This window comes from Parabacteroides sp. CT06 (assembly GCF_002257605.1).
GTDB classification, from domain to species: domain Bacteria; phylum Bacteroidota; class Bacteroidia; order Bacteroidales; family Tannerellaceae; genus Parabacteroides; species Parabacteroides distasonis.
Genome location: NZ_CP022754.1, coordinates 2,724,769 through 2,748,926, shown reverse-complemented (window position 1 = coordinate 2,748,926; position 24,158 = coordinate 2,724,769). Strand labels below are relative to the sequence as shown.

Annotated in this window: 19 protein-coding genes; 5 read left to right on the top strand and 14 right to left on the bottom strand. The window is 48.2% G+C overall.

Annotated elements, in window-relative coordinates; translation table 11 throughout:
• Positions 1-3 precede the first annotated feature (3 nt).
• The 3 genes from CI960_RS11945 to CI960_RS11935 all read left to right on the top strand — a co-directional run bounded on the left by CI960_RS11945 (position 4) and on the right by CI960_RS11935 (position 3,420).
• Positions 4-990 (top strand): HlyD family secretion protein, encoded by a 987-nt coding sequence (locus CI960_RS11945; protein WP_005855884.1) that lies wholly within the window; start codon positions 4-6, stop codon positions 988-990.
• A gap of 62 nt (positions 991-1,052) precedes the next feature.
• Entirely contained in the window at positions 1,053-2,228 is a 1,176-nt protein-coding gene (locus CI960_RS11940; protein WP_005855886.1) for an ABC transporter permease, read from the top strand.
• Complete coding sequence (locus CI960_RS11935; RefSeq protein WP_005855888.1) at positions 2,212-3,420, top strand: ABC transporter permease; 1,209 nt, start codon at positions 2,212-2,214, stop codon at positions 3,418-3,420. Before CI960_RS11940 ends, CI960_RS11935 begins: the two co-directional genes overlap by 17 nt.
• On the opposite strand, the gene CI960_RS11930 is transcribed toward CI960_RS11935, so the two are convergent.
• Entirely contained in the window at positions 3,412-4,137 is a 726-nt protein-coding gene (locus CI960_RS11930) for an MBL fold metallo-hydrolase (protein ID WP_094582360.1), read from the bottom strand. The genes CI960_RS11935 and CI960_RS11930 overlap by 9 nt on opposite strands.
• Before the next feature lie 125 nt (positions 4,138-4,262).
• On the opposite strand from CI960_RS11930, the gene CI960_RS11925 reads away from it, so the two are divergent.
• A complete protein-coding gene (locus CI960_RS11925; RefSeq protein WP_005855892.1) occupies positions 4,263-5,990 on the top strand; it encodes a tetratricopeptide repeat-containing serine protease family protein in 1,728 nt (575 codons plus the stop codon).
• Positions 5,991-6,042: 52 nt separating this feature from the next.
• Here the strand turns inward: CI960_RS11925 and CI960_RS11920 are convergent, their stop codons facing one another.
• From CI960_RS11920 to CI960_RS11910, 3 genes are all read right to left on the bottom strand, one after another.
• Entirely contained in the window at positions 6,043-6,753 is a 711-nt protein-coding gene (locus CI960_RS11920; protein WP_005855893.1) for a phosphatase, read from the bottom strand.
• Positions 6,750-8,369, bottom strand: a complete 1,620-nt coding sequence (gene abc-f, locus CI960_RS11915; protein WP_005855895.1) for a ribosomal protection-like ABC-F family protein — start codon at positions 8,367-8,369, stop codon at positions 6,750-6,752. The genes CI960_RS11920 and abc-f overlap by 4 nt, the downstream gene beginning before the upstream one ends.
• Before the next feature lie 300 nt (positions 8,370-8,669).
• Positions 8,670-9,122: a copper resistance protein NlpE gene (locus CI960_RS11910; protein WP_005855897.1), complete on the bottom strand. Its 453-nt coding sequence runs from the start codon at positions 9,120-9,122 to the stop codon at positions 8,670-8,672.
• 163 nt (positions 9,123-9,285) lie between these two features.
• Between CI960_RS11910 and CI960_RS11905 the strand changes: the two genes are divergently transcribed.
• Entirely contained in the window at positions 9,286-9,462 is a 177-nt protein-coding gene (locus tag CI960_RS11905) for a DUF4250 domain-containing protein (RefSeq protein WP_005855899.1), read from the top strand.
• Between the two features lie 137 nt (positions 9,463-9,599).
• Here the strand turns inward: CI960_RS11905 and CI960_RS11900 are convergent, their stop codons facing one another.
• The 10 genes from CI960_RS11900 to CI960_RS11855 all read right to left on the bottom strand — a co-directional run bounded on the left by CI960_RS11900 (position 9,600) and on the right by CI960_RS11855 (position 24,006).
• The gene (locus tag CI960_RS11900) at positions 9,600-10,460 is read right to left on the bottom strand and encodes a nitroreductase family protein (RefSeq protein WP_005855901.1); all 861 of its coding nucleotides are present in this window, start codon (positions 10,458-10,460) and stop codon (positions 9,600-9,602) included.
• Positions 10,461-10,554: 94 nt separating this feature from the next.
• Positions 10,555-11,556, bottom strand: a complete 1,002-nt coding sequence (locus tag CI960_RS11895; protein WP_005855903.1) for a GGGtGRT protein — start codon at positions 11,554-11,556, stop codon at positions 10,555-10,557.
• 9 nt (positions 11,557-11,565) lie between these two features.
• On the bottom strand, positions 11,566-11,757 hold the full coding sequence (locus CI960_RS11890) for a hypothetical protein (RefSeq protein WP_005855905.1): 192 nt from the start codon (positions 11,755-11,757) through the stop codon (positions 11,566-11,568).
• Positions 11,750-12,442: an iron-sulfur cluster assembly scaffold protein gene (locus tag CI960_RS11885; RefSeq protein WP_005855907.1), complete on the bottom strand. Its 693-nt coding sequence runs from the start codon at positions 12,440-12,442 to the stop codon at positions 11,750-11,752. Before CI960_RS11885 ends, CI960_RS11890 begins: the two co-directional genes overlap by 8 nt.
• A 124-nt stretch (positions 12,443-12,566) precedes the next feature.
• Positions 12,567-14,522 carry an alkyl/aryl-sulfatase gene (locus tag CI960_RS11880; protein ID WP_005855909.1) on the bottom strand — a complete coding sequence of 652 codons (1,956 nt, stop codon included), beginning with the start codon at positions 14,520-14,522 and terminating at the stop codon, positions 12,567-12,569.
• Positions 14,512-14,958, bottom strand: coding sequence for an OsmC family protein (locus CI960_RS11875; RefSeq protein ID WP_005855911.1), 447 nt, complete (start codon positions 14,956-14,958; stop codon positions 14,512-14,514). The genes CI960_RS11880 and CI960_RS11875 overlap by 11 nt, the downstream gene beginning before the upstream one ends.
• Positions 14,959-14,976: 18 nt before the next feature.
• Positions 14,977-16,101: a TlpA disulfide reductase family protein gene (locus tag CI960_RS11870; protein WP_005855913.1), complete on the bottom strand. Its 1,125-nt coding sequence runs from the start codon at positions 16,099-16,101 to the stop codon at positions 14,977-14,979.
• 148 nt (positions 16,102-16,249) lie between these two features.
• Positions 16,250-19,255 (bottom strand): hypothetical protein, encoded by a 3,006-nt coding sequence (locus CI960_RS11865; protein ID WP_094582358.1) that lies wholly within the window; start codon positions 19,253-19,255, stop codon positions 16,250-16,252.
• 18 nt (positions 19,256-19,273) lie between these two features.
• Complete coding sequence (locus CI960_RS11860; protein ID WP_005855917.1) at positions 19,274-22,177, bottom strand: hypothetical protein; 2,904 nt, start codon at positions 22,175-22,177, stop codon at positions 19,274-19,276.
• A 119-nt stretch (positions 22,178-22,296) separates the two neighbouring features.
• Positions 22,297-24,006, bottom strand: coding sequence for a helix-turn-helix domain-containing protein (locus CI960_RS11855; protein ID WP_005855919.1), 1,710 nt, complete (start codon positions 24,004-24,006; stop codon positions 22,297-22,299).
• Between the last annotated feature and the right edge of the window lie 152 nt (positions 24,007-24,158).

Sequence of the window (24,158 nt, the reverse complement as noted above, 5' to 3'; positions counted from 1 at the left end):
GTTATGGATAAAACTAAGAGATATTTGAGTGTGGCCTTTGTCGTGGTCTTGGCGATTGTTATCGTTGTCTCGTTGATCGGGATGATCTTGTTGAAAAAGAAGCCGGTGATCTTGCAAGGGCAGATCGAGGCAACGGAAATACGTATCTCCGGTAAGTTACCGGGGCGTATCGATACCTTTCTGGTAAAAGAGGGACAGAATGTACGCCAAGGCGATACCTTGGTAGTCATCAATAGTCCGGAGGCATTGGCTAAATATCAACAGGTGAACGCCATGGAGAACATAGCGAAGTATCAGCACCAGAAAGTGGATGAGGGTACACGAAAGCAAATCATCGCTTCCTTGCAACAATTGTGGAATAAATCCAAATCGGATTTACAATTGGCGAAGATTACCTATGATCGGGTCAATGCCTTGTATAAAGATAGCGTGGTAACCTCACAGCGTAAAGATGAGGTGGAGGCCATGTATAAAGCGGCTGAGGCCGCCGAACGTGCCGCTTATAGCCAATATCAAATGGCGGTAGACGGGGCGCAGATACAAGATAAGGAGAGCGCCCGCTCGTTGGTGACGGCGGCGCAAGGAACCGTGGAGGAGGTGGCGGCTCTCTTACAGGACGCTCGGTTGACGGCTCCGGAATCCGGACAAATCTCAGCTATTTTCCCGAAACGGGGAGAGTTGGTTGGGGCCGGGATGCCAATCATGAACTTAGTCGTATTAGATGACGTGCATGTGGTATTGAACGTACGTGAGGATCGTTTGCCTTTATTTAAGATGGGAGGAACGTTTGTCGCCGATGTACCGGCGATCGATAAGAAGGATATTGAATTCAAGATCAATTATATCAGTCCGTTGGGCAGTTTCGCTACTTGGAAATCTACCAAGCAGACAGGTAGCTATGACTTGCGGACCTTCGAGATACATGCCTTACCGGTGGAGAAGGTGGAGGGATTGCGTCCCGGTATGTCCGTACTCTATCAACTCCCTTGATACTATCCGGTTGTAGAGACGGGGCACGCCCCGTCTCTACAACTAAATAATTTATTGTCGCTATGCTAAAGAAGAGTCCTTTCTATATGGTTTTACGTCGGGAACTGGATCGCATGGTTTCCCGGAAGTTATACTTCGGGGTGTGTATCGTGCTGCCTCTGTTCTGTATATTCTTCATGTCTACGATTTTCGGAAGCGGGCAGATGGAGAACATACCGGTAGCGGTAGTGGACCAAGACAACACCTCCATGTCCCGGGAGATCATCCGGCAGGTAGAGGCGGTACCGACTTTCCGGGTAACACGGCATTATACGGACCAAGAGACCGCTCGCCATGCTACCCAAGCAAAAGAAATCTACGGTTATTTAGTGATCCCCAATCAGTTTGAGGCGGATGCCACGGCGGGGCGTGACGCTACTTTATCGTATTATTACCACTATGCCTTGTTGAGCGTGGGCGGTGAGGTACGTGGGGCCTTCGAGACCCTGCTGCGTACGCTTTCCCTCGCCCCGGTGGTTGTGCAAGCTACGGCGATGGGGCTGGGGGAGAATCAGATAACCACCTTCCTATTACCGGTACGATCCAGTAGCCACCCGCTGTTCAACCCGGATCTGGATTATTCCGTTTATCTGAGCAATCCTTTTTTCTTTGTCTTTTTCCAAGTGATCATTTTGCTGGTTACGGTGTACGCTATCGGTAGTGAGATCAAGTTCCGGACAGGCGATGAATGGCTGGAGGCGGCACGAATGAATATGTTCGTGGCGGTGGTGGGCAAGCTGCTCCCTTATACAATTATCTTTTGTATCATGAGCGTCTTCGCTAACTATATCATGTTCGGGGTCATGCATATTCCTTTCGCTTGCGGTTTCTGGCCATTGAACTTGACGGCGATCTTGTTCGTGGTCGCTACGCAAGCGTTGGCGGTATTCCTGTTCTCGTTGTTTCCCGCTATAGCGATCGTGATTAGCGTGGTGTCTATGGTCGGTTCGCTGGGGGCTACTTTATGCGGCGTTACTTTCCCGGTCGATTCCATGTACGCTCCCGTACATTACGCCTCGTACCTGTTTCCGGTACGGCATTTCGTGGAGATCAACCAGAACTTATTGTATGGCGATTACGGATTCCCTTATACATGGGTAAACGTAAGTTCGTTGTTTGCGTTTATGTTATTGGCATTGGTGCTGTTGCCACATTTGAAAACCGCTATTTTAAGTCATAAATATGAGAACATCCGATAATATGAAAGGAACCTTGGCGGATATCGCTTCCTTGGTCAAGGACGAGTTTAAGACGATCTCCACGAGCTACGCTATCTTGCTCGTCTTGGTAGGAGGTATATTTCTCTATGGCCTGCTGTATAATTATATGTATGCCCCGGATCTGGTGCGTAACGCCCCGGTGGTAGTCGTCGATGACTCAAAGACCGACTTGAGCCGGGAGTACATCCGTTTACTGAACGCCACTCCGCAAGTCTCGGTAATCGCCGATGGTTTAGATTACGCCGAGGCGCAGGAGTGGATGAAGGAGGGGGATGCCGTAGGTATCTTGTATCTTCCCTCTGATTTCGAGACCCGGGTGGCACGAGGGAATGAATCCCTGTTTATCATGTACCAGACGACAAGCGCCTTCCTATATTATATGGCGATGCAGGAGGCGTCCAGCGGTGCCATGTTGGCGTTGAACGATCGGTATCGTCCGGAGATGTTGGTGTTCTTGCCCCAGCAAGACGCTTCCAAGATCGTTTCGGCGCAACCCATATCAGTGGTCGGGACGGCGTTGTATAATTTTACGGAAGGATATGGAACCTATTTGATCCCGGCGGTATTGATCGTCATTATGTTCCAGACCTTGTTGATGGTGATCGGTATGATAAGCGGGGAAGAGCGGGATTCGGGTACCATCGTTCGTTTCGCCTCCGAGGGATTATCCTTTGGCCGGATCGCTAGGGTGATAATCAGCAAGACCTTTGTGTATTGCGTATTGTATACGATTTTCGCTTTGTTCTTGTTGGGCTTGATACCGCTATTGTTTGGCCTGCCGGATATCGGTAATTATCTGAACACCTTGATCCTGCTGATACCCTTCTTGCTGGCTACCAGCTTCTTTGGGCTGGCCGCCTCTTATTTCTTTACGGACTCGGAGGCTCCGTTATTGATGATCGCCTTCTTCTCGGTAGGCTTGATCTTTCTTTCCGGAGTCTCTTATCCCTTGGAATTGATGCCTTGGTATTGGCAAATGGCCCATTATATCATTCCGGCGGCTCCCGCTACGCTGGCCTATGTACAGCTCAACTCGATGGGAGCGTCGATTGAGCAAGTCGGTGTGGAGTACGTGACGTTGTGGGTGCAATGCGTCGTTTATTTCCTCTTGGCTTGCTGGGTGTACCGGCGGAATATCTTAAAGGCGAGCCGTGCCTTGTCGTCATTGTAGCTTCCGTATCCTCACGTCGATGCCGCTACCTTTCAAGGCATCTTTCAACTCGCCGATCTTCGTATCCCCGTAATGGTAAGGGTATAGGATTTTAGGCGAGAACATCTTGGCCGCTTTCGCCGCTTGCGGGACGGTCATGGTATAAGGCTGGTTGACGGGAAGGAAAGCGATATCGATGTCTTTCAGGTCTTTCATCTCCGGGATGTCTTCTGTATCGCCGGCTATATAGACTCTTAGTCCGTCGAACGTGAGGATATAGCCATTATCCCGGTGGCGGGGGTGATATTTATCCCGTCCGGGTGTGGTGTTATAGGCGGGGACGGCCTCTATCTTCATATAGCTGATGGAGGTATCCGTATCGCCGTTTTTCAGGACCTTCCCTTTTCCCAGCTTCTTCTGGCTGTTCTCGTTGGCGATGATTTCCGTACCGCTTTTCTCGACGGCTTGTATCGCTTTCGGGTCCAGATGGTCGCCATGCTCGTGGGTGATCAAGATGATATCGGCTTTCGGGAAAGTCGTATAATCGGCGTATTCGGAGACAGGATCTACCTGTATCGAATGATTGTCGTACGTAAGCATCAGGCTGCCGTGCTTGATGAACGTGATGGTCAGTTCTTTTCCGCTCTTGGTCTTGAAAGAATCCGAGGCGAAGTTACTAGCGGAGGCTAAGCTCGCCATGAATAAACTACACATAAGCATACATGATTTTAGTCTCATAATCTTGCGGTTTTTTATAAGTGTTTCCGCGAATATACTCATAATAGATTAATTCCCTAATTTGTTCGCCTATCCGGTATAAATATTTACATTTGCGACGTATATTCTGATAACATGAAAACGAAATGAGAAGAATTGTTCTGTTGATTACGATTTGTTGCCAAGTATTTTGGGTGGCGGCGCAAAAGAAAGCGCCCAAATGGATGGATAAGCAACGAAAGGCGGTGGTTACTGTCACTACCTATGGAAAAGATAACCAGAAGAAAGCGTCCGGTACGGGATTTTTCATAACCGAGACCGGTGAGGCGTTGTCCGGCTATTCCTTGTTTAAGGACGCGGCGAGGGCGACCGTGACCGACGCCGACGGAAAAGAATATCCGGTAAGCCGCATCTTGGGGGCTGATGAATTATATGACGTGATCAAGTTCAAGGTAGAGGTTCCGAAGAAAGCTGTGTTCTTGCCGATCGCCCGTGAGCCGATCTTGCGAGGAGTTACCGCTTATCTGATGCCTTACTCGACCGGTAAGATCACGAAGTTCGGGGAAGGACCGGTCTCGGAGGTCAGTAAGTTGAAGGAGCCGTTCAGCTATTATAAATTGTCGATGGCGCTGGAGAGCGGGCAGGTAAACGCTCCTGTATTGACGGCGGACGGCGAGGTGTTCGGCTTGGCGCAGGAAGACGCGTCGGGGAAGAAGGAAGATTCCTACGCGGTCTCGGCGGGATACGCGAATAGCCTGACGATTCAGTCGGCGGACGCCTTTAATTCCACCTATAGCCGGATTGGTATCCGGAAGGCGTGGCCGTCGGACGTGAGCCAAGCGCAGGTTTCCTTATATCTGATGGCAAGCTCGCAAGACCCAAAGACGTATCTGGCTACCTTGAATGATTTCATCGCCACTTTCCCGGATTCTCCCGACGGGTATTTGAACCGTGCCAATCATTACGCTTACCACCGTGCGGATCTGGCTCCTACGGAGGCCGAGCAGGGGGCTTGTCTGGATAAGGCGTTGGAAGATATAAACACGGCTTCCCGCTTCAGCGAGCGGAAAGGGGATGTCTGGTTCAACCGAGCCAAGCTGATCTACGGCGTGGCCGCCGCGGATACGACCTTGAATAAGGAGCAGTGGACCGTCGATGCCGCTACCGAGGCGATACAAAAGGCGATCGGGGAGGAGGACTTGCCGGTCTATCGCCAATTGGAAGGGGACATCCATTTTTATAAAGGAGATTTCGAGCAGGCGTTCGCTGATTATATGAAGGTGAACGATAGCGATATGGCTTCCTCTACCTCTTGGTATTGGGCGGCGAAGGCGAAGGCGAATATCCGTGGCGCTAACTTCGGGGATATCATCGCCTTGCTGGATAGCGCCATCGCCAAATGCGGCAACCCGCCAACGAACGAGGCCGCTCCCTATATCTTGGAACGGGTGGATCTCCGCTTGAAACTGATGCAATACAAGGAGGCCGTGGACGATTATGATTTATACTACGATCTCTTGAAAGGACAGGTTGGCGACCGCTTCTTCTATTACCGCGAGCAAGCGAAGTTCCGCATGAACGATTTCCCCGGCGCCTTGGCCGATATCCAATCCGCAATCCGCTTGAATCCGGGCGACCCGACTTATCCGGCGGAGGAAGCGTCCGTATATATCCGTATGGAAAACTATGATCAGGCGTTGAGGAGCTTAGAGAATGCCTTGCGGATCGCTCCGGATTTCGCCTCTTGCTATCGTTTGCGAGGCATCTGCTACGTCCGTCAGGGTAAGAAGGCGGAAGCGTGCGAGGCTTTCAACAAGGCGAAGGAGTTGGGTGATCCTGTCGTGGACAAATTAATAAAGGAACATTGTAAGTAAAGATGCACCCGGGCGGGTACGTACGTGTATCTGCCCGGATGTAAGGCACCGCTTATCTCCCTATGAACTTCTTGAACGCCTCTACCTTGTCGTTCAATATCAATTCCTCCGGAAATCGTGTCTCTTGCAATAACTCGTAGATATGATCGTACCGGGCTATATCGAAAGATATATGCGCATCGCTACCTAAAATCACAGGAACCTCGTATTTCTTGCATAGGCGCAAGATCGTGAGGTTATTATCTCTGGCGGTGAGTTTCTTGCGGACCGGGTTGAGAGAGCTGTTGTTGATCTCCAGCAACGTGTGATGCTCTTTGGACGCTAATACGATAGGCTCGAAATCCACCTCTGCCGTACCGTCTCCCGGGTGACTGATGATGTGGACATGCGGGTTGCGGATCGCCCCGATCATCGCCTCTGTATTCTGCTCGACCGTTCCCGGTTTGTAGCAAAGCGAGTGGATGCCCGCTATCCGGATATCCAGCATCGGGAAGTACTCCTCGCCCAGATCGATCGTACCCTTATAGTCGATGATGTTCAATTCCGCTCCGAGCAATAACTCGACACCGTATATCCGGCGGGGAACCACATGTAGGTTGCGGAAGTAAATCGGGGAGCATGTCCCCGGTATGCCGGGGGCATGCTCTGTTATACCTAGTAACTTCAGTCCTTTCTCGGAGGCGGCCACTGCCATTTCTTGCAGGGTGCTAAAGGCATGCCCACTGGCTACCGTATGGGTATGCACGTCAAGTAACGTCTTCATAAATTCGTCTTTAACCTACCCGCGAAGGTAGTTATTATTTGGTGGATACCCAATTCCCGAATAAAATAAGCGTCGTGCGAGATCAGCAAGATCGTGCCCCTGTACGCACGGACCATGGAGGTGATAATCTCGATGCTTTGGATGTCGAGATTATTGGTCGGCTCATCTAGGATAAACAGGTCCGGAGTCTGGTTGCTGATCATCAGGCAGCAGAAAGCCAACCTCATTTTCTCGCCTCCGCTCAGCTTCCCGCAGCTCTTCTCCCACGTGTCGTGCGGGAAGAGGAAACGGTTTAGCAAGGTCTTGATCTCGTGCTCTTGGAAATGACGCTCGTTGAAGGCTTGCGCTTGCTCGTACACCGTCCGGTCGTTCCGGACGATCGAGTATTCTTGGTCGATATAGATAGAGGAGAAATCCGCACGGATCAAGGAACCGCTACGAGGCGGTAACTGGCCGGTAATCAACTTCAGCAAAGTCGTCTTGCCGGAACCGTTATCGCCTTGTATCAGCCACCGTTCCCCACTCTTGATCTGGAAGCTCATCGGGGAGGGCCATAGATCGCCGGCCTCGGCGTAACCGAAATTGATCTCCTTGGCGGTAACCAATATCTTGCCTTCGTGTAAGCCGGATGCGCTGAAATCCAGTTTCATGCCTTGAAGGTCGGGTAGGGAGGAGCGCATTTGCTTTAGCTCGTTGGCAAGGTTCTCCATCTTGTCCTCGTGAACCTCTTTTAGTTTGGAGGCGCTTTTCTCGGCGTTCTCCTTCAAGGCACCCATCATGATCTTGGGGATTCCTTTCTGGATGCTTTGTTTCTTTCCCCGGGATTCATGCTTTTGTTTTCGCTCGGCTACCTCACGGGCGGTTTTCCTAACCCTGCGAAGCTCTTTCTCCTTCGCTTCCAGTTTCTCTTGCATGGAAGCCTGTTCCTGTTCTTTTTGTTCCTTGTAGAAATCATAATTACCCCCGTAAAGGGTGATCCCCCCGACGGATAATTCCGCTATGGAAGCTAATAGGTTCAATAAGGTACGATCGTGGCTGACGACCAACAAGGTGATACGGCAAGACGTGATGAAATCGTATAACTTCTCCCGGCTACGCCTATCCAGATGGTTGGTCGGCTCATCCAATAGTAGGATCGAGGGTTGGTGGATCTCGATTCCGGAGAGGAAAACCTTGGTTTTCTCGCCGCCACTTAATGTGCGCATCGGTTGGGAGAGGAGGATATGCTCCAAACCCCAAGCGTGCAGGGCGGCGAGGCTCCGTTCCTCGATCGTCCAGTCATCCGCCAGCGTATTGAAATTAGAGAGGGAGGCGTCGCCCTCGGTAATCGCCCGCAAGGCTTCTAGTTTGCCGTCGATACGTAGGGCCTGGGCCACCGTCAGGTTATCATATTGCCCGAAATGCTGGGGTACGTAATAGGGTGGGGTCGGATAGATAATCTCCCCTTCCTGCGCTTGCAAGGTTCCAGCCAAGATACGGAGGAAGGTGGATTTTCCCGATCCGTTGTTCCCGACTAAGGCTACCTTTTGCCCCTTGTTGATCGTTAAGTCGATCCCCTTGAATAAGACTTGATTGTCCGGATGTATATACGTGATTTTTTGCGCTACGATACTCATAGTGTGAACTGATTTAAAATGTGAGATACTAAAATGGATAAGAAATACCGATGATGATCGGTTTCACGATAGCCTCGAATCTGTCGTCACGAAATTAGCCCTATACGGATAGAGGGCTTTCCGGATGGAAAGAACGACATCTTGAGATAAATTAAGCGGCTATTCTCATTGGAGTAATTATATAGTTATATAGGGACGCAAAGGTAGGAATAGTTTTGGGTTTAGGCAAATGAGTATATACTTTCATGTACAAAAGGGTATGCTTTTGCCCTTGAAAGTATATACTTATGGGGATAAAGCCTAGAATTTCTTTGTTTGCTTAAGGATATAGAACTTGGCTAAGTCGCCCGTGACGGGTTGCTTCTGCTGGTCCAGCATTTTCAGTTGGCCTTCCTCTACCTTATAATACGTGATGTCTCCCCCTTCTTGTCTCGCCGTCAAGACGTTACCATCCAGCGTGTAAGTTCCCTTATCATTAAAAATACCGTCTTTCTCGTCAATATATTCGGAGCGGAGGGTAAAGGTTTTATCCTTGTTCAATGTCAAGGTCGTTTTAATACCCGGCGAGCTGGCGGCTGGTAATGTCCCTTCGTAAACACCCCAGTAATCCAAGGAAGTCTCTGCGTTGTGCATATCCGGTACTTGGGCGGTTTCCTGCTTGTTCTTGTCTGTTTGCGTGGCGTCTGCCTTTGGGTTGCCGCTACAGCTGAATAGGGCTGCGGCTACCGCTACTACTAATACATATTTTTTCATGTCATTCAATTGAATTATAAGTTCTCGTTATTTAAAACCAGTTTGTAGGTTGTTTTGTTGCGAACCGATATTCAAATAATAAGGATCGTGTCTGGGTTCCATCTGGCGAAAAAGCATTATCTTTGTGTTGTAAAACATAGATAACATTTTTATTCGTAAGATTATGTCATTACCAAACGATCCGATGATGCTATTCAGCTTCATCAATATGAAACTTCGTGACAATTATTCTTCCCTCGACGATTTATGCGAGGATTTGCAAGTGAACAAGAAATCCCTTCTTACAAAGCTTAAAGACGCTGGTTTTGAATACAGCCCGGAGCATAATAAGTTCTGGTGATCGGGAGTGATCCTAGCCCGGTAAACCTATGAGATTCGAACCATAAGTCAATGACTTACGTATCGTAATCCATTGACTTACGATGCGTAATCCAATGGATCGCATACCCCGGTCGACAAGGTTGTCTCCATCAAGTCTCACTCGATATAGTTCTTGACGATCTCTTTCCGGTCCGTGTACTTCGGATACTTAAAAGCCGGTATGCCGAGCGCCATGATCGCTTGTATCTTGCCGTCGATCCCTAGCGTCTTGGCGAGCGTATCTTTTCCTTCGTGCCGGATGGCGGTGAGCACAAAGCCCATATAGATCTGGCTTACCCCAAGCGATTGCGCCATCAAGGAGGCGTTTTGATAAGCGAGGTTAGCGTCCTCACTTCCGAATCGGTTGGACTTCGGTGTATGGATCAGTAGCAGGGCGGTGGCTTTCCGGAGAATCGGATCTTTACCCGCCTTGTGTTCCTCTTTCAACCGATTGAATACCGGTACGTATTTATAGACATCCTTCATAAACGGCTTGACCACACATTTCACGACGGGATTCAATAATAGCTTCGCCAAGGAGTCGAACACACCTATCGTATAATCGCTCACCTGCCGTAGCTTTTGCGGATCGGTGACGACGGTAAACGAAAGGCTTTGGGAGTTTGTAGCCGTCGGCGCAGAATGAGCGGCCTCCACGATCTTGTCCAGCATCTCCTTGGGTACGGGCCTCGAGGTCAATGTCCGGTTGGAACGGCGTGACTTGATCAGCAACATCACCTGCTCCGGCGTAGGCATTTGGCTGTAATCGATCGTATGCGTTTTCTCCGGCGGGAATTCGCTGTGCGACACGGAGCCCGTCGGACATACGTCCACGCAATGCCCGCAAACGATGCAGCTTTCCACACGTACCAGCCCGATCGTCTCTCCGGCCCTTTCTTGCGTGAATATATCCGAAGGGCATACCCGTACGCATTTCCCGCATTTGATGCAACTCTCTTGGTCTATGTTTAGTGTCATCCTTTTCCTCCTTTTGATAAGTAAAATAAAAACTCCTGCAACCATCAAGATCACAGGAGTCTATATATAAACAATTATTTTATTGTTTAGTTGATTACTTCTTCATAGCTTCCTCGATAGCAACCGCTACAGCAACCGTAGCACCTACCATCGGGTTGTTACCCATACCTAGGAATCCCATCATTTCTACGTGAGCAGGTACGGAAGAAGAACCAGCGAACTGAGCGTCACCGTGCATACGGCCCATTGTGTCCGTCATACCATAAGAAGCAGGACCAGCGGCCATGTTGTCCGGGTGCAAAGTACGGCCCGTACCACCACCAGAAGCAACAGAGAAATACGGGTGACCGTTCTCCATACATTCTTTCTTATAAGTACCGGCTACCGGGTGTTGGAAACGAGTCGGGTTCGTAGAGTTACCCGTGATAGATACGTCAACACCTTCCTTACGCATGATAGCCACACCCTCGCGAACGTCGTCAGCGCCGTAGCACTTAACTTTCGCACGAAGACCGTTAGAGTAAGCTTTCTCCTCGATAACGTTCACCTCACCTGTCATGTAGTCGAACTGAGTCTGTACATACGTGAAACCGTTGATACGAGAGATGATCTTAGCGGCATCCTTACCTAAACCGTTCAAGATAACACGCAAAGGCTCTTTACGAACCTTGTTTGCCATCTCGGCGATCTTGATAGCGCCCTCAGCCGCGGCGAAAGACTCGTGTCCAGCCAAGAAAGCGAAACACTTCGTCTCCTCACGAAGCAAACGAGCGGCCAAGTTACCGTGGCCGATACCCACCTTACGGTCGTCAGCAACAGAACCAGCGATACAGAATGCCTGCAAACCGATACCGATAGCCTCGGCAGCCTCGGCAGCGTTCGTACAACCTTTCTTGATAGCGATAGCGGCACCTACTACGTAAGCCCAGCAAGCGTTCTCGAAACAGATCGGTTGAGTTTCCTTACACATTGTATAAGGGTCGATACCCTTAGCATCGCAGATAGCCTTTGCGTCTTCGATACCGTTGATACCATATTCGTTTAATACCGCGTTGATATGATCAATACGACGGTCATAACTTTCAAATAAAGCCATATTATTTTTTTACTTTTTAAAATTCTTATTTACTAGGAATAAAGATATCAGAAAGTTGAAAACCAATACACCGCCACAACAAGCCACGTAAAACGCCAACCACGGTTTCTCCGGCTTCATCACGAAATACGTGATAAGCGTAGCCACAGCCGTGATAACACTCAGCCCGATGAGGACACGTGTAAATGTTTTCTTATTCATTACGAGGATCGATATATTTTACAGCTTCTTTGAAACGACCGTAAGAGCCTTTCGCCTTTTCCAGTGCCTCGTTAGCGTCCATACCCTTCTTAACCATATCCATGAATTTACCCAAGTGGATGAATTCATAACCGATTACTTCGTCATCAGCGTCTAATGCCATGCGCGTGCAATATCCCTCGGCCATCTCCAAGTAGCGGGGACCTTTAGCCAATGTACCGAACATCGTACCCACTTGGCTACGCAAACCTTTACCAAGGTCTTCCAAGCCAGCGCCTACAGGCAGACCTCCCTCTGAGAAAGCGGACTGTGTACGACCGTAGACGATCTGCAAGAACAACTCGCGCATAGCGGTGTTGATAGCGTCACAAACAAGGTCTGTGTTCAATGCTTCCAAAAGAGTTTTACCCGGAAGGATCTCAGAAGCCATAGCCGCTGAGTGAGTCATACCGGAACAACCGATTGTCTCTACAAGAGCCTCTTGGATGATTCCTTCTTTAACGTTTAATGTCAGCTTACATCCACCTTGTTTCGGCGCGCACCAACCGATACCGTGAGTCAAACCAGAGATATCAGTGATCTGAGTTGCTCTAACCCACTTTCCTTCTTCAGGAATCGGAGCGCACTGGTGGTTAGCTCCCTTCTTTACAACACACATGTGTTGAACTTCATGTGAATAAATCATAATCGCTAATTTATTATATTAAAGTGTAATAAAACCTTATGCTAATTTTATAGTAATATCGCTTTCTCTAAAGATCGCACAAAGATAGATTTTTTAATCCAGCCATGCAAGAGGCGGGAAAGGTTTAAGGCTCGATGATATTAAAATAAGCGTCCGGGGCCTCAAAAGTGGAGAATAGCTCTTTTAGGCTTTCAAGTTTCCCGGTTACCGATAACTTATGGTTTTGCAGATTTGCCGCTATACTCTCCGGCTGCATGAGGCTTGCGTAGATGACTTGTTTGTCTCCTTCCAAAGTTACGGTAGGGGCCGGATGGAGCCGGCCGATACGGTTCGATAAGGCGCCGTTCTTTAAGATCAAGGTGGCCTGTTCGTTCGTATCGGTTAAGATAATATTTATTATTAAGTCTTTATCGGCCGCTTTTTCCCCGTTTATTTGGATAGCGAGCAAATCGAATAGCATTTCGGGACTTAGGTTCTGGGACATACGTGCCCGGTTTGAGTTGGCCTTGCCTTTGCCGGCGATGCCTTCGGTCAGTTCCATAGCTCCGGTCAGGTAGAAATTACGCCACGGGCCGCTTTCCGCTTGGTAGCCCAATTGGGCATACGTGTTCGCAAGTAATTGGCGGGCGGGTTTATGCTTTGGATTAGCGAAAACGAGATGGTTCAGCAAAGTAGCCGTCCAACGGTATTCTCCTTGATTGTATGCCTCTCGCGCCTTTTTCATTACCTCGTCCTCTCCTCCGATAGCCTCTACGTATTTTTTACCTTCTTCTACCGGCGGGAGTGGGTTCAGATGGGCGGGGATGCCGTCGAACCAGCCGAAATACATTTGATATTGGGCTTTTACGTTATGGCTAACGGTTCCATAATATCCCCGGTTGGCGAACTCGTTGGCGATAGAGCTTGGTAATTTAATCATCTCCGCTATTTCTCGAGGTGTATATCCTTGGTTGGCGAGGTGAAGTGTCTGATCGTGTAGGTAGCGATACAAATCCCGCTGCTTTTCCCAGTAAGCGACGATGTTCTTATTGCCCCAAGTCGGCCAATGGTGGGTAGAGAAGGATACCTCTACCTGATCGCCGCACTCCGTGATCGCCCGGTCGATATATTTGCTCCATAATTGGCCGTTCCGGACCTTCGCCCCTCGTAAGGTCAGCAGGTTGTGCAGGGTACGGTTGATTTCCTCGGCTACGCAGAAAGCTTTCATCCCAGGGAAGTACATCATGATTTCCGAGGGAGCCTCGGCGCCGGGTACGGACATGAATACGATCTCGACACCATCAATTCGTAAAGTCTCTCCCTCCTCGGATATCTCACGGGTAGGAGGGACCAAGCCCGTAGTTCCTGCCGCGGTAGTTTGTCCTAAACCAGTACCTATATTTCCTTTCTCATTTTTAGGTAGACTGCGGCCATACATATAGGTCGCTCTTCGCCCCATGGCTACACCCGCCATCAGGTTCTCGCTGACGGCATCTTCAAAGAAACCCTTGGGGCCAATGATCTCGATCGCTTCGGGCTTATTGGGGGCGTTCTCCAATATGGCGTCTATTCCCGCGAAATGGTCCACATGAGGATGCGTATAGATAACCGCCTTGACCGGAAGGTCTTCTACATGTTTCTTCAGAAGATTATAACCTGCTAGGGCCGTCTCTTTCGAGAGCAATACATCTATGACGATCCAACCGTTATCACTACGGATAAACGTCATATTTGCGAGGTCGAATCCTCGTATCTGGTATATTTTACCGGGTAATACCTCAAATAAGCCGTGTATGCGGTTGAGTTGCCCTTGTCGCCAAAGACTAGGGTTGGCGGATGCCGGAGCCTCTTGACGCAGGAAATCCCAGACAGTTAATCCATACACCTCTTTTCCTGTCTCGTCGGTAATGGAAGATTCGTCTATCGTGGCGATAAAGCCACGGGTAGCGTCTTCAAAATCTTGTTTGTTATCAAACGGGAGTGATTTCACCACTTGTTCGTTAGCCTCTTTCGTAAACACTGAAGGTTCCGTGTTTTGCGCATATACGAACAAGTGACTGGTAGAGATAAATAAAAGTAAGAACTGTTTTCTAATCTTCATGTTTTTGTGGTTTAAGCGGTTCGCCGTTCAGTAAGATATCGTAGGTAATCGGGCCTATCTTTTTCATCATAAGTCCTACGCCACAGTATTTTTCCTGTGAAAGGCGAATCGCTTTCTCTATTTTGGCGGCGTCCCCGATGTTCCCGTCGATATGGTATGTAGCGTGGAATGCGGTATATACCATCGGGATCGTATCCGAAGTCTCTGCGGTTACGTCGATAGAGATTTTGTCGAAACGTACTCTCATTTTAAGGAAAAGGGAGATTACGTCCATTGCGCTGCATCCGGCCAAGGCGACCAGCATTAAAGCCTTGGGACGGGGGCCTTCATTATTACCCCCGTTCTCGGCAGTTGTGTCGATCGTAACCTTATGGCCGTCCAGCAAGGTCTCGAAAGTCGAGTCCTTCGTCCAGTTTAACGTGATTTGGGCGGACATATCGTGTTATTGTTATTATTATTTCAATATTTCTTGAAGTTTAGCGTCGATCTCCTCGCCATGTAGGTTCTTGGCGATGATCGTTCCGTCCTTATCCACCAATACGGTGTGAGGGATGCTGTTTACCCCGTATAGTTGAGCACCGGAGTTTTTCCAGCCTTGCAAGTCGGAGAGTTGGGTCCATGTGATATTCAGGTCCTTTACGCCTTTCGCCCATGCGTCAGCCTTGCTATCCAAGGAGATACCAACGATCTCGAAACCTTTGTTCTTGTATTTCTTGTAAGCGGCTACCAAATTCGGCATATCCCGGCGGCAAGGAGGACACCAGCTTGCCCAAAAATCGATCAACACGATGTTCTTGCCATTGCCTACGAACTCGGATAGCTTGTGCGTCTTACCGTTCGGGTCGGCCATCTCGAAGTCCACGAACTTCTTGCCTACGGCTACGGTTTTCAGTACATCTAGGTGAGCCATGAGCTTATCGATGTTCGGAACGGCCTTGAAAGCGGAGTCCGCCTTGGCGATAATCTCGTTCTGGGCAGCCTCGTCCAAGCTATAACGGAAATCGTATAATAACTTGGCGGCGGATTGCTTGGTCGTATTATTCAATATGTAAGTCTTGACGGCATCGGTTACCTTTTGGTCGATCTCGTCATATTTCTTCTCGGCGGCGCTTACGACTTCCTTGTCCTCAGATTTCATGTCGGCGGAAAGCTTCTCCAAATCCGCACGCAAAGTCTTCATTTGTGCTTGCAGGGCTTTCAATCCGTCATTCTCCGGTGTTCCAGAAACGGCGGAAGCGGCCTCGTCAAGAACAGCCTGTAATTTACCGTTCTCCAGTACGAATACGCTTGTAAAAGGAGCGTTCTCGCCGGAAGCGGCACGTTTGGGTTCCACGACATCCTCGGCGAAGGCGAGTTTGCGTAGGGCAGGGGCGTTCTGTGTTCCTTTGAACGTGAACGTGCCGTTCTGCACCAATGCGCTATCCATTGGGGCGAAGTCTTGTACGCCATATTCATACAGGTAAACGTATTTTCCGTTTAGATCGGTGTTCGCTACGGTACCGTTGATCTCGTAACCCGGTTTTTCGCTGCATGCGGCTAGGAGCAGAGCTGATGCGGCAAGAGTAAGATACTTTTTCATTTTGTATTTGTGTTATGTAAGTAATGTATTAAAATATGGAATATTGACTTCGCGAATATACGAAGTCTTTTGGGAAAACCGGACGCAAACCGATGAATAGTTTGCGCCCGGTATGGATATATATAGAGTGTATTAAAGAGGGTGTATTTTATGGGGCATATTTTGCGAATTGGAAATAACATTTTCCTGAATGCAAGTAGGGTAGCATTTTATTCTCCGAGCTATATGTGCCACCCAGAACCCAAACCGGTTGCCGGTTGGGATCATGATCTCCCGTGAAGTCGAATCCTTGGTAGATATTTTTATCTTCTCTGGTTGGTTGGGGGATATACGTTGCTCCAAAGTCTTTGCCTGTACCGGGCAAGATATAGATATGTGTCAGATTCTTCTTGTTGCCATTTCCGACACCTGCGTTTCCAAAGCGGACATAGCCCCCGTTCACGGCCCGGTAACATCTCCCGTGGCTTCCGAGGTTTCCTACGATCCCTCCCCGGTAGTCGGAACCAAGCGTGCCGGTCGCTTTTTGCTGTCCGTTGATTTCTCCCATATTGTAGCAATCCAGTACGTAACTGTCGTCGTTATCACTCGCCTTTTCTATGCTCCCCACGATGCCTCCAATGCCATGGCTGTCTTCTTTATCTTTCGGATAGTCTATATTTGCCCGGTTACAGCAGTAACGGATGTGTGCTCCACCTTGTTTTACATACCCCAAGATACCTCCTGCGCCATAATACTTGGCGTTCCTGTTTATGGTGATATTTCCGTGGTTAACGGATTTATAAATTGTAATGGCATCCTCAGAGGCACCGGCTATACCGCCCACTCCGTATTCTTTATCTCCTGCGATACCTTGGATCGTACCGAAATTAGCTGCGTCATAAACCTCAATGCCTTTTCCAGCGTTTTTTCCAATGATACCGCCTATGTTATTTGTGGCTGATAGCTTACCCAAATTCACGACTTTATTGATCTTTACGGTAGTTCTTGCTACCATACTCCCGAAAATGCCTCCGATATAATTGGATCCTGAGGAGATATCACTGTAATTTACTAGATTGGAAAACTCACAGTGGGATGAGCACGATGCTTGTCCGATAATTCCCCCTACCATAATGGCGCTATTATTCCCATTATTAAATGTTTCTGTTTTCACGCCGCAATCTGATATTTGAGTATCGCTCGCATATCCGATGATTCCTCCGACTGTACTTCTGCCGTAAATGGAAGGTTGCGTGAAGAGTCTTCTGAGGGTAGATTTATCTGCATATCTGACAATTCCTCCAACATAAGCGGCATTTTCGCGATAGGGTTTTTCCGAATTTATGTTACCCGGGAAAATCGGTCGTGGAATCTTGCTCACGATTACGTTTGCGGCATTGAATTCTGGCTTATAGGTCCCAGTCAACGTCCCATTATATAACGCTCCGATGATTCCTCCTGTGTTATTTCCTCCCTTTATTTTGATGTTGGGATTAATCACCAATATTTCCGGATCCAAAAGAATTTCTTTCCCCGGTTCTTGGTAAGATAAGGCTCCGGCTAAAGTGCCACAAATCCCTGAAGAAGCTTCAAGGGATTCATTATCCATATACAATCGTGAGGCCGGGGTTATTTGTATTTGGGTATCATCTAAAGAACCGAAAATACCTCCTATAGCAGACTGCCCGGTTATCGAGGCATGAAACAAGGATTCCCCTTTAAGCTCTATCGTAAATGCGTTAGCGTGTGTTTTGTGGGAATATCCGATCATTCCACCCACATAACTACCCCCTTGGATTTGAGACCGATTTGCCGGATTGGACAACTGGAAGTTCTCGATGGCGATGAGGATATTGGTAGGGGCTTCCGACCGGATCTGACCGATCAATCCGCCGACATAGGAGCTACCTTTGATCGGCATGTCGATGGTTATGTCTTTGAAACTGGATGCCGCCTGTAAGAATGCCTCACCGATCAATCCGCCTACGTTCTGGTTTCCGGATATCGGGAAATCGTTTAAGGTGGTATGTTGCAGCTTAATTTTTCTGGCATCGATTTGACCATATAATTTCCCGATCAGACCGGCCACATGATTATTCCCTCTCAAGTTTTTGAAAATCCCGTCGCTACTGATATCCTCCACTTGAATGGAAGCGTTCTCGGCCCAGCCGATCAACGCTCCGATATAAGAGCTGCCGGATTCCGAGAATGAGACGCCCAATCGCACATTCCGGATACTGATTTGTGCCAACGACTGGGCGTTGCCCTCGATATAGCCTATTAAACCGCCAACTTTATCCTTCGTGGACTTGATATTACCGTTTAAGGTTATATTCTCGATTCGTATATTCCCGTTAGCTACTCCCGCAAGCAATCCGCAGCAATTCCCCGGATACTCTATATCCGCTCCTTCTATATCAAGATTCCGGATCACTGCCCCGTCGTGTAAAATGGAGAAAAGCCCGATTGCGTCGCTTTGCTCTTCACCGTTCGTCCCGAGATAGGTTAGGTTTAGTATCTTATGGGAATCGCCGTCGTAGTTCCCCGCGAACGGGGCGCTTTTATAAGCGTTACCTTGATACAGGCAATTGGGGATAGGAGCTTTGATGTCGGCTATTTGCTTGAAGAATTGCCCGTATCCGTAATTACGGTCGTACGTGGCTAATTGAGACACGAGATAGGCGAAATCGTTGGTGGAAGTAATCAGATAAGGATTCTCTTCCGTACCTTCGCCATTCAGCATCTCGTAAATATATTTAGTATCACGTACCATACTGACCATCTTGTCACGGAATGTCAGATGATAGCTTAGTGGATAGACGCTGCCTTCTTCATCGAATTTTAACCAAAGTATATAGTCTCCATCTTCTAATACCAGATTATTGGGGATAAACATTTCACAGGAAAGAATCCCCGCGTTTTTCCGGATCTTACCTTCCATGAGCTGTATGGAGTTATCGCTCAGCGATCTCAACTGGAAAAAGATCTGTTCTCTCGTATCTTGTATGGGAGTTTTGCCTTCCGGCAAGGAGAACGTGCTTATTAGATGAGTTTCTGTCTCTTGCAAGGTCGATCCGCAGTCGTTTCGTATGATGTCATCGTCCGCGCATCCGCCGAGCAAGATGATAAGCATGCATGCGCATATATTCCATATTGTTTTAGTGTATGTTTTCATGTTTGTTTGTTCGTTTATTTATAAATTAGGTTTATCAAATTGCATCTCGGATTTCTTAGGGATCGGAAAGCTACCTGTTTCGTTGGATGGTATTTCCCATTTTACATCAAAGTCCCATCCAGTAAAGGTCTTTTCCGACTTTAAGTCTTGTAAGCTGAATATGTTCATAATCACAGGATTCGGTTGCTCTACAGTGCCCAGCATACAGTAATTCCCAAAATAAGAAACGGATGCGGGAGGTGCGAAAAGATGCCAATTCTCCCCGACATTCAAGTTTCTACTTACCGTTACGTTTTGATTGACAACTCCAATTATGGCATTGGCTCTTTTATTTGAGCGTCCCATATTTATACAATCGGAGATAAGGCAACTTTGCTGAAGTTGGCCTACCAAGCCTCCGCTGCTATATTGGCCAATCTCTCCGGCGTTCAAGCATTGTGTGATAACGACGGAGTTTTCCACGAAATCATCAAGAGTGGCCGAAACCGAATTGCCGAAACTGACTAACGCTAGCGCACCTCCCATCAAGGCTACAGCGGGAACACCTTCGGGGAAAGTGATAACTGTAACAAAAAGCAAGGCTGAATTGACCGCGCAACAAACACCACTGACAACCGTATGTAGAACTTCTTCGTTTTTTTTGCTTTTAAGGATCTGTTTGGAGAGCAACCCTCTCTTATAATTCATCGCATCACTATAAATCTGGTGGTTTGTCCCACTTTCGAACCATTCTGTTAATGTCTTTCGATTAGACATGAACCTATTTGTCATATCTTTGCTCCTCAGTTTGATACTTGCGAACGATAGGTTGTCTGTTTTATTGGCCAGTTTCGTGTCCATATCTGATTCCAACATGGCGATATCATGGGTAATGACACCTTTCAGCCTCTCTGTTTCTATAATCTCCGGATGACCGTGTGAAATAAGCCCGAATACGCTAAAACCTTCTGATAAAATATCGATATCATTTAAGACGAGGCTAAGTACTGTAAGGGCGCAGTTAACAAGGATTTCTCCGCTTTCTCCCACGATTTTAGCGAAAGGGACAAATCCGACAAGAGTAGACGCTAGTTCGAATGTGGCAAACCCCAAGGATACGCCGTCCATGATCGTCCATTTCCTTGCGTCGCCTACCTCGCCGATCATACCACCGAGGTATGAGGAACCTGATATCGGTGCGAAATTGGAACAATAGTTCATGGCAAGCGTATTCCCTGCCCTTCCTATCATACCACCGGCATATTCATGGTAGGAGGCTACTTCCCCCAGATTCGTGTTAATACCCAACGAGCCGGCAAGGATGGAACCGGCTATTCCTCCGCTATAAGAGGAGGCGATTACTTTATTGAAATTCGCCGTGTTGGTGATGGAGGCCAAGGGAGCGAATCCTAAAATTCCACCAGCGAAGGATGAATTAGCCTTGATCATACCCTCATTATACGATTTATAAGCGCCAAGTTGCGCCTCACCGCATAATCCTCCTATATAACTGTCGCCGTTTATATTCCCCGAGTTCGAGCAAAAACCGATAAACGTGTTATTATAATAAGTTTTCGGCTGGGTAGTTACCAGTGTGCTTCCGATAATTCCCCCTACGCCCCTGCTTCCTTGCACCGTCCCGCTGTTTCGGCTGGAAATGATGGTGCTCAATCCACTTCCTCCGGCGATCCCGCCCGCTCCTACATTATATATAGAATTGGCAGGAAGGTTTCCGGGAGGAGCGGTTGTGGATGCGGCACCTTTGATAGAGCCATTATTGCTGCATGAATATACATAGAGCGTATCGGCGTACCCAACGATTCCTCCGGCACAATTGTAAGATGCGGTTACCTTGGTATTCCGGTTGTGGGAGTTCGTGATTTGTGTCATTGAGTACACTGTTCCTCCGCCAAGGATTCCTCCTACGGCAATCGCCCCGTTTATAGTGCAATCCTCTACCGAGCAGGAATCTATCCAGAGATTTACGTTTGGGTCTACCATGCCGGCGATCCCGCCTATGGCCATGCCGTCCGTGACTACGCCATCGCTACGGCTTTCGATGGTGGATTTTTTTACTATGCACCCTTTTATGAATGTCTTATTGATGCTTCCCCCCTTGGTGGTAACGGCTCCTACGATAGCCGATAGCGCCCCATAGCCGGTTATGGTGGCTTTCTCGATGGTGAGATTCGAGATGATGGCTTGATTTACGAAGCCGAACAAACTAGCGCCCACGGCGTTTTTATCTAACATTTTCAGATCCCGGATCGTATAGCCGTTGCCGTCATAATAGCCCGTGAAAGGATAACTGGCTGATAATCCGATTTGATACCAGTTACCCTCCCAGCCGCATTGGTCATTATAGTTGGCCATGCTAATGTCATTTTGTTGCTTGAAGCAGGTGGAGGAATTAACAAGGTTACCATTGTTGTGGAAGTTGAGGATCGCTTCTTGTATCTTCGCCAAATCATCGGCAGAGGTTATCCGGTACGGATCTTCCGGCGTACCGTTCCCATACAGGCCGATTCGCTCGTCACGGTTGGTTTCGGTGGAGATCCCATTCTCGCTGACGGTAATGTAGCACCCCATGCCGAACTCCCCATTTCGCCCGTCAATGTCCGGGCAATCCGATTGGATGGTATATTCCATATATAGTAGCTGGTATTTACCCTCCTTCAGCCCTTTTTCCATGGTGAATAGGGAAGTCCCGGATAATCGCCGGTGCTTGGCTTTCCGTTGGATAATGTTCCCGCGGGGAGTCTTGATGTAGAAAGTCAGGTCTCCATACGTGAAATCTTCGGTTTCTTTCGTGAAACTGATCAGATCGTGTACTCCTTCATAGGTGTCCTCTGTGGAGGCCGGGATATCCGGAATGTTTTTGTCATCCGAACATCCCATCAGAATCAAAAGAAAGAAAAGGAGAAAAAAATAATTTGTCTTCATATATAGTTTGTTTTTAGGATTAACAGATATCGCTTCAATATCCGAATAGTAATCCTAAAAGCTGTCCGTGTGGCGCAAAACATTTGTCCGTGTGGCGCAAGTTTTTGAAATATAGTATTTTAATTTTCTTTTTCTTTCTCCGCAAGTTTTCGATATTCGTTAGGAGACAGGCCATAGCTCTGTCGGAAAAGGCGGTAAAATACCGAGCGGGAAGCGAATCCGGAGTCATAGCATATTTGATCGATCGAGAGGGCGGAGGGAGAGGAGAGCAGTTCGGCGGCATGCTTTAGACGAAAGTCATAAATATATTCGCGGACGGTCATATTCCCGCCGTAAGTACGTACGGCTTCCATCAAGTAGGTACGGTTGGTCCCCAAACGTTGTGCCAGATCATCCCGGTTCAAGGTGGGATCGGTGTATAGCTTTTCTTTTTCCAATAACTCGTTCAAGTTTATGAATAAACGTAATTCCCGGGAAAGATCGTTCTCGGGTATTTGCTTAATGGTTTCCACCGCCTTATTTTCCTGCCGGATCTGTTCCTGTATGCGTCTGTAGAGTACTTGGTTCTTCGCTTTTAGGCGTTGGGAATAGATAATATATCCCGCTAGCAAAAGGAAAAGGAGCAAGCAACCGGTAAAGGCGGCGAACATCCAGTTCCTTGCGTATTGCCTCTCTTGGTTGAGCCGGTCTACCTCGTAAATAGTCCGTAGTTGATCCATCCGAGAGGCGATATCCAACCGGTTTACCGAGTCTTTCACCTGTATATACGTATGATAGAGCGATATACAGGACCGGGGATCTCCGGAATGAGCCAGAAGTTCCGCTTTCTTCAACAAATCGTCCATATAGAAAGATAGGTCGCCCTCGTGGGCCGCCAACAGGATATCCATATCCTTGATAGCCCCTTGGTAATCTCCTGTCATTTTCCGTAATTCTCGACGAGCCTCGTAAAAATGCTCATAAGCGTTGGCCGGGATCTGGGGATGAATAAACCGGGCTGCCTCATCCAGCAATCGTCTCGCCTCTTTTATTTGCCCTTTTTTCAGGAAAGACAAGGCTTGGAGAGAGCGGGAGGTGACGGGATAATGTCCGGTCGGGTCCACTTTCCCATGCTCGTCTCTCCATTTGACGAGGGCGGCGTAGCTGTCGGCGTAACGGGATATGCGTTCTGTGTCGTTCACCTTCAGGGCGGTCATGAAGAGCCATTCGTAAAGAACGGCCGAGATGTAGAGTACTTGGTTCTCACCATTCTCGTAAGTGGGACATATAGCGATCCCTTTTTCCAGCGAGGTGAGGGCTTGGTCGTACAAGCCGAGTTTATAATACATGCTGCCTTGTACCTGCAAGGCCATCGTCATGCCTACCGGTTGTTTAACCTGTTGCGCCGTCTCGAACATGGTTGTGGCTTCCTCACGGGCCTCGTCGAACCGTCTTTGCTTGAACAATCCGGATATAAAAGTATTATAGGTGGAGAAGTAGAAACTGTATTGCTTGGCATTCAATATAAAAGGAAGGCTCTCTCGTGCCTCGATGATAGCCGAATCCACGGAGTAGAAATTAAAGAGGCATTGTATGCGATTCAGCCTTGATCGGCAGATGGCCGGGGTGTCGCACCGGTCGATAGCGTCGTTGAGCGTAGCGTCCCAGTCGGCGATATCGTTGGTGGACATGGCTATACGCATCAGTAGATCATGCTTTTCCTTACCCACGCTCGCTGCGGCCCGTTGTCGCAATGAATCTGTCGGGGGATGTCCTTGCGCTTGTATCTCGTTATGAGACGAGATCAGGCAGATAAGCGATAATAGGAGTGCAAGAGGGCTTTTTCGCATCGAATTTTGTGATTAACTAACGTTAATAGAAGGTGTAAATATACGAAGTCTTTTGTGATAATTAGGTGCAAGTTGATGAATAGTTTACTCTATTGTGCCATCGAAGTAGCCTACAGAGTAAACGGATTAAAAAAATACAATAAAGCATTTGT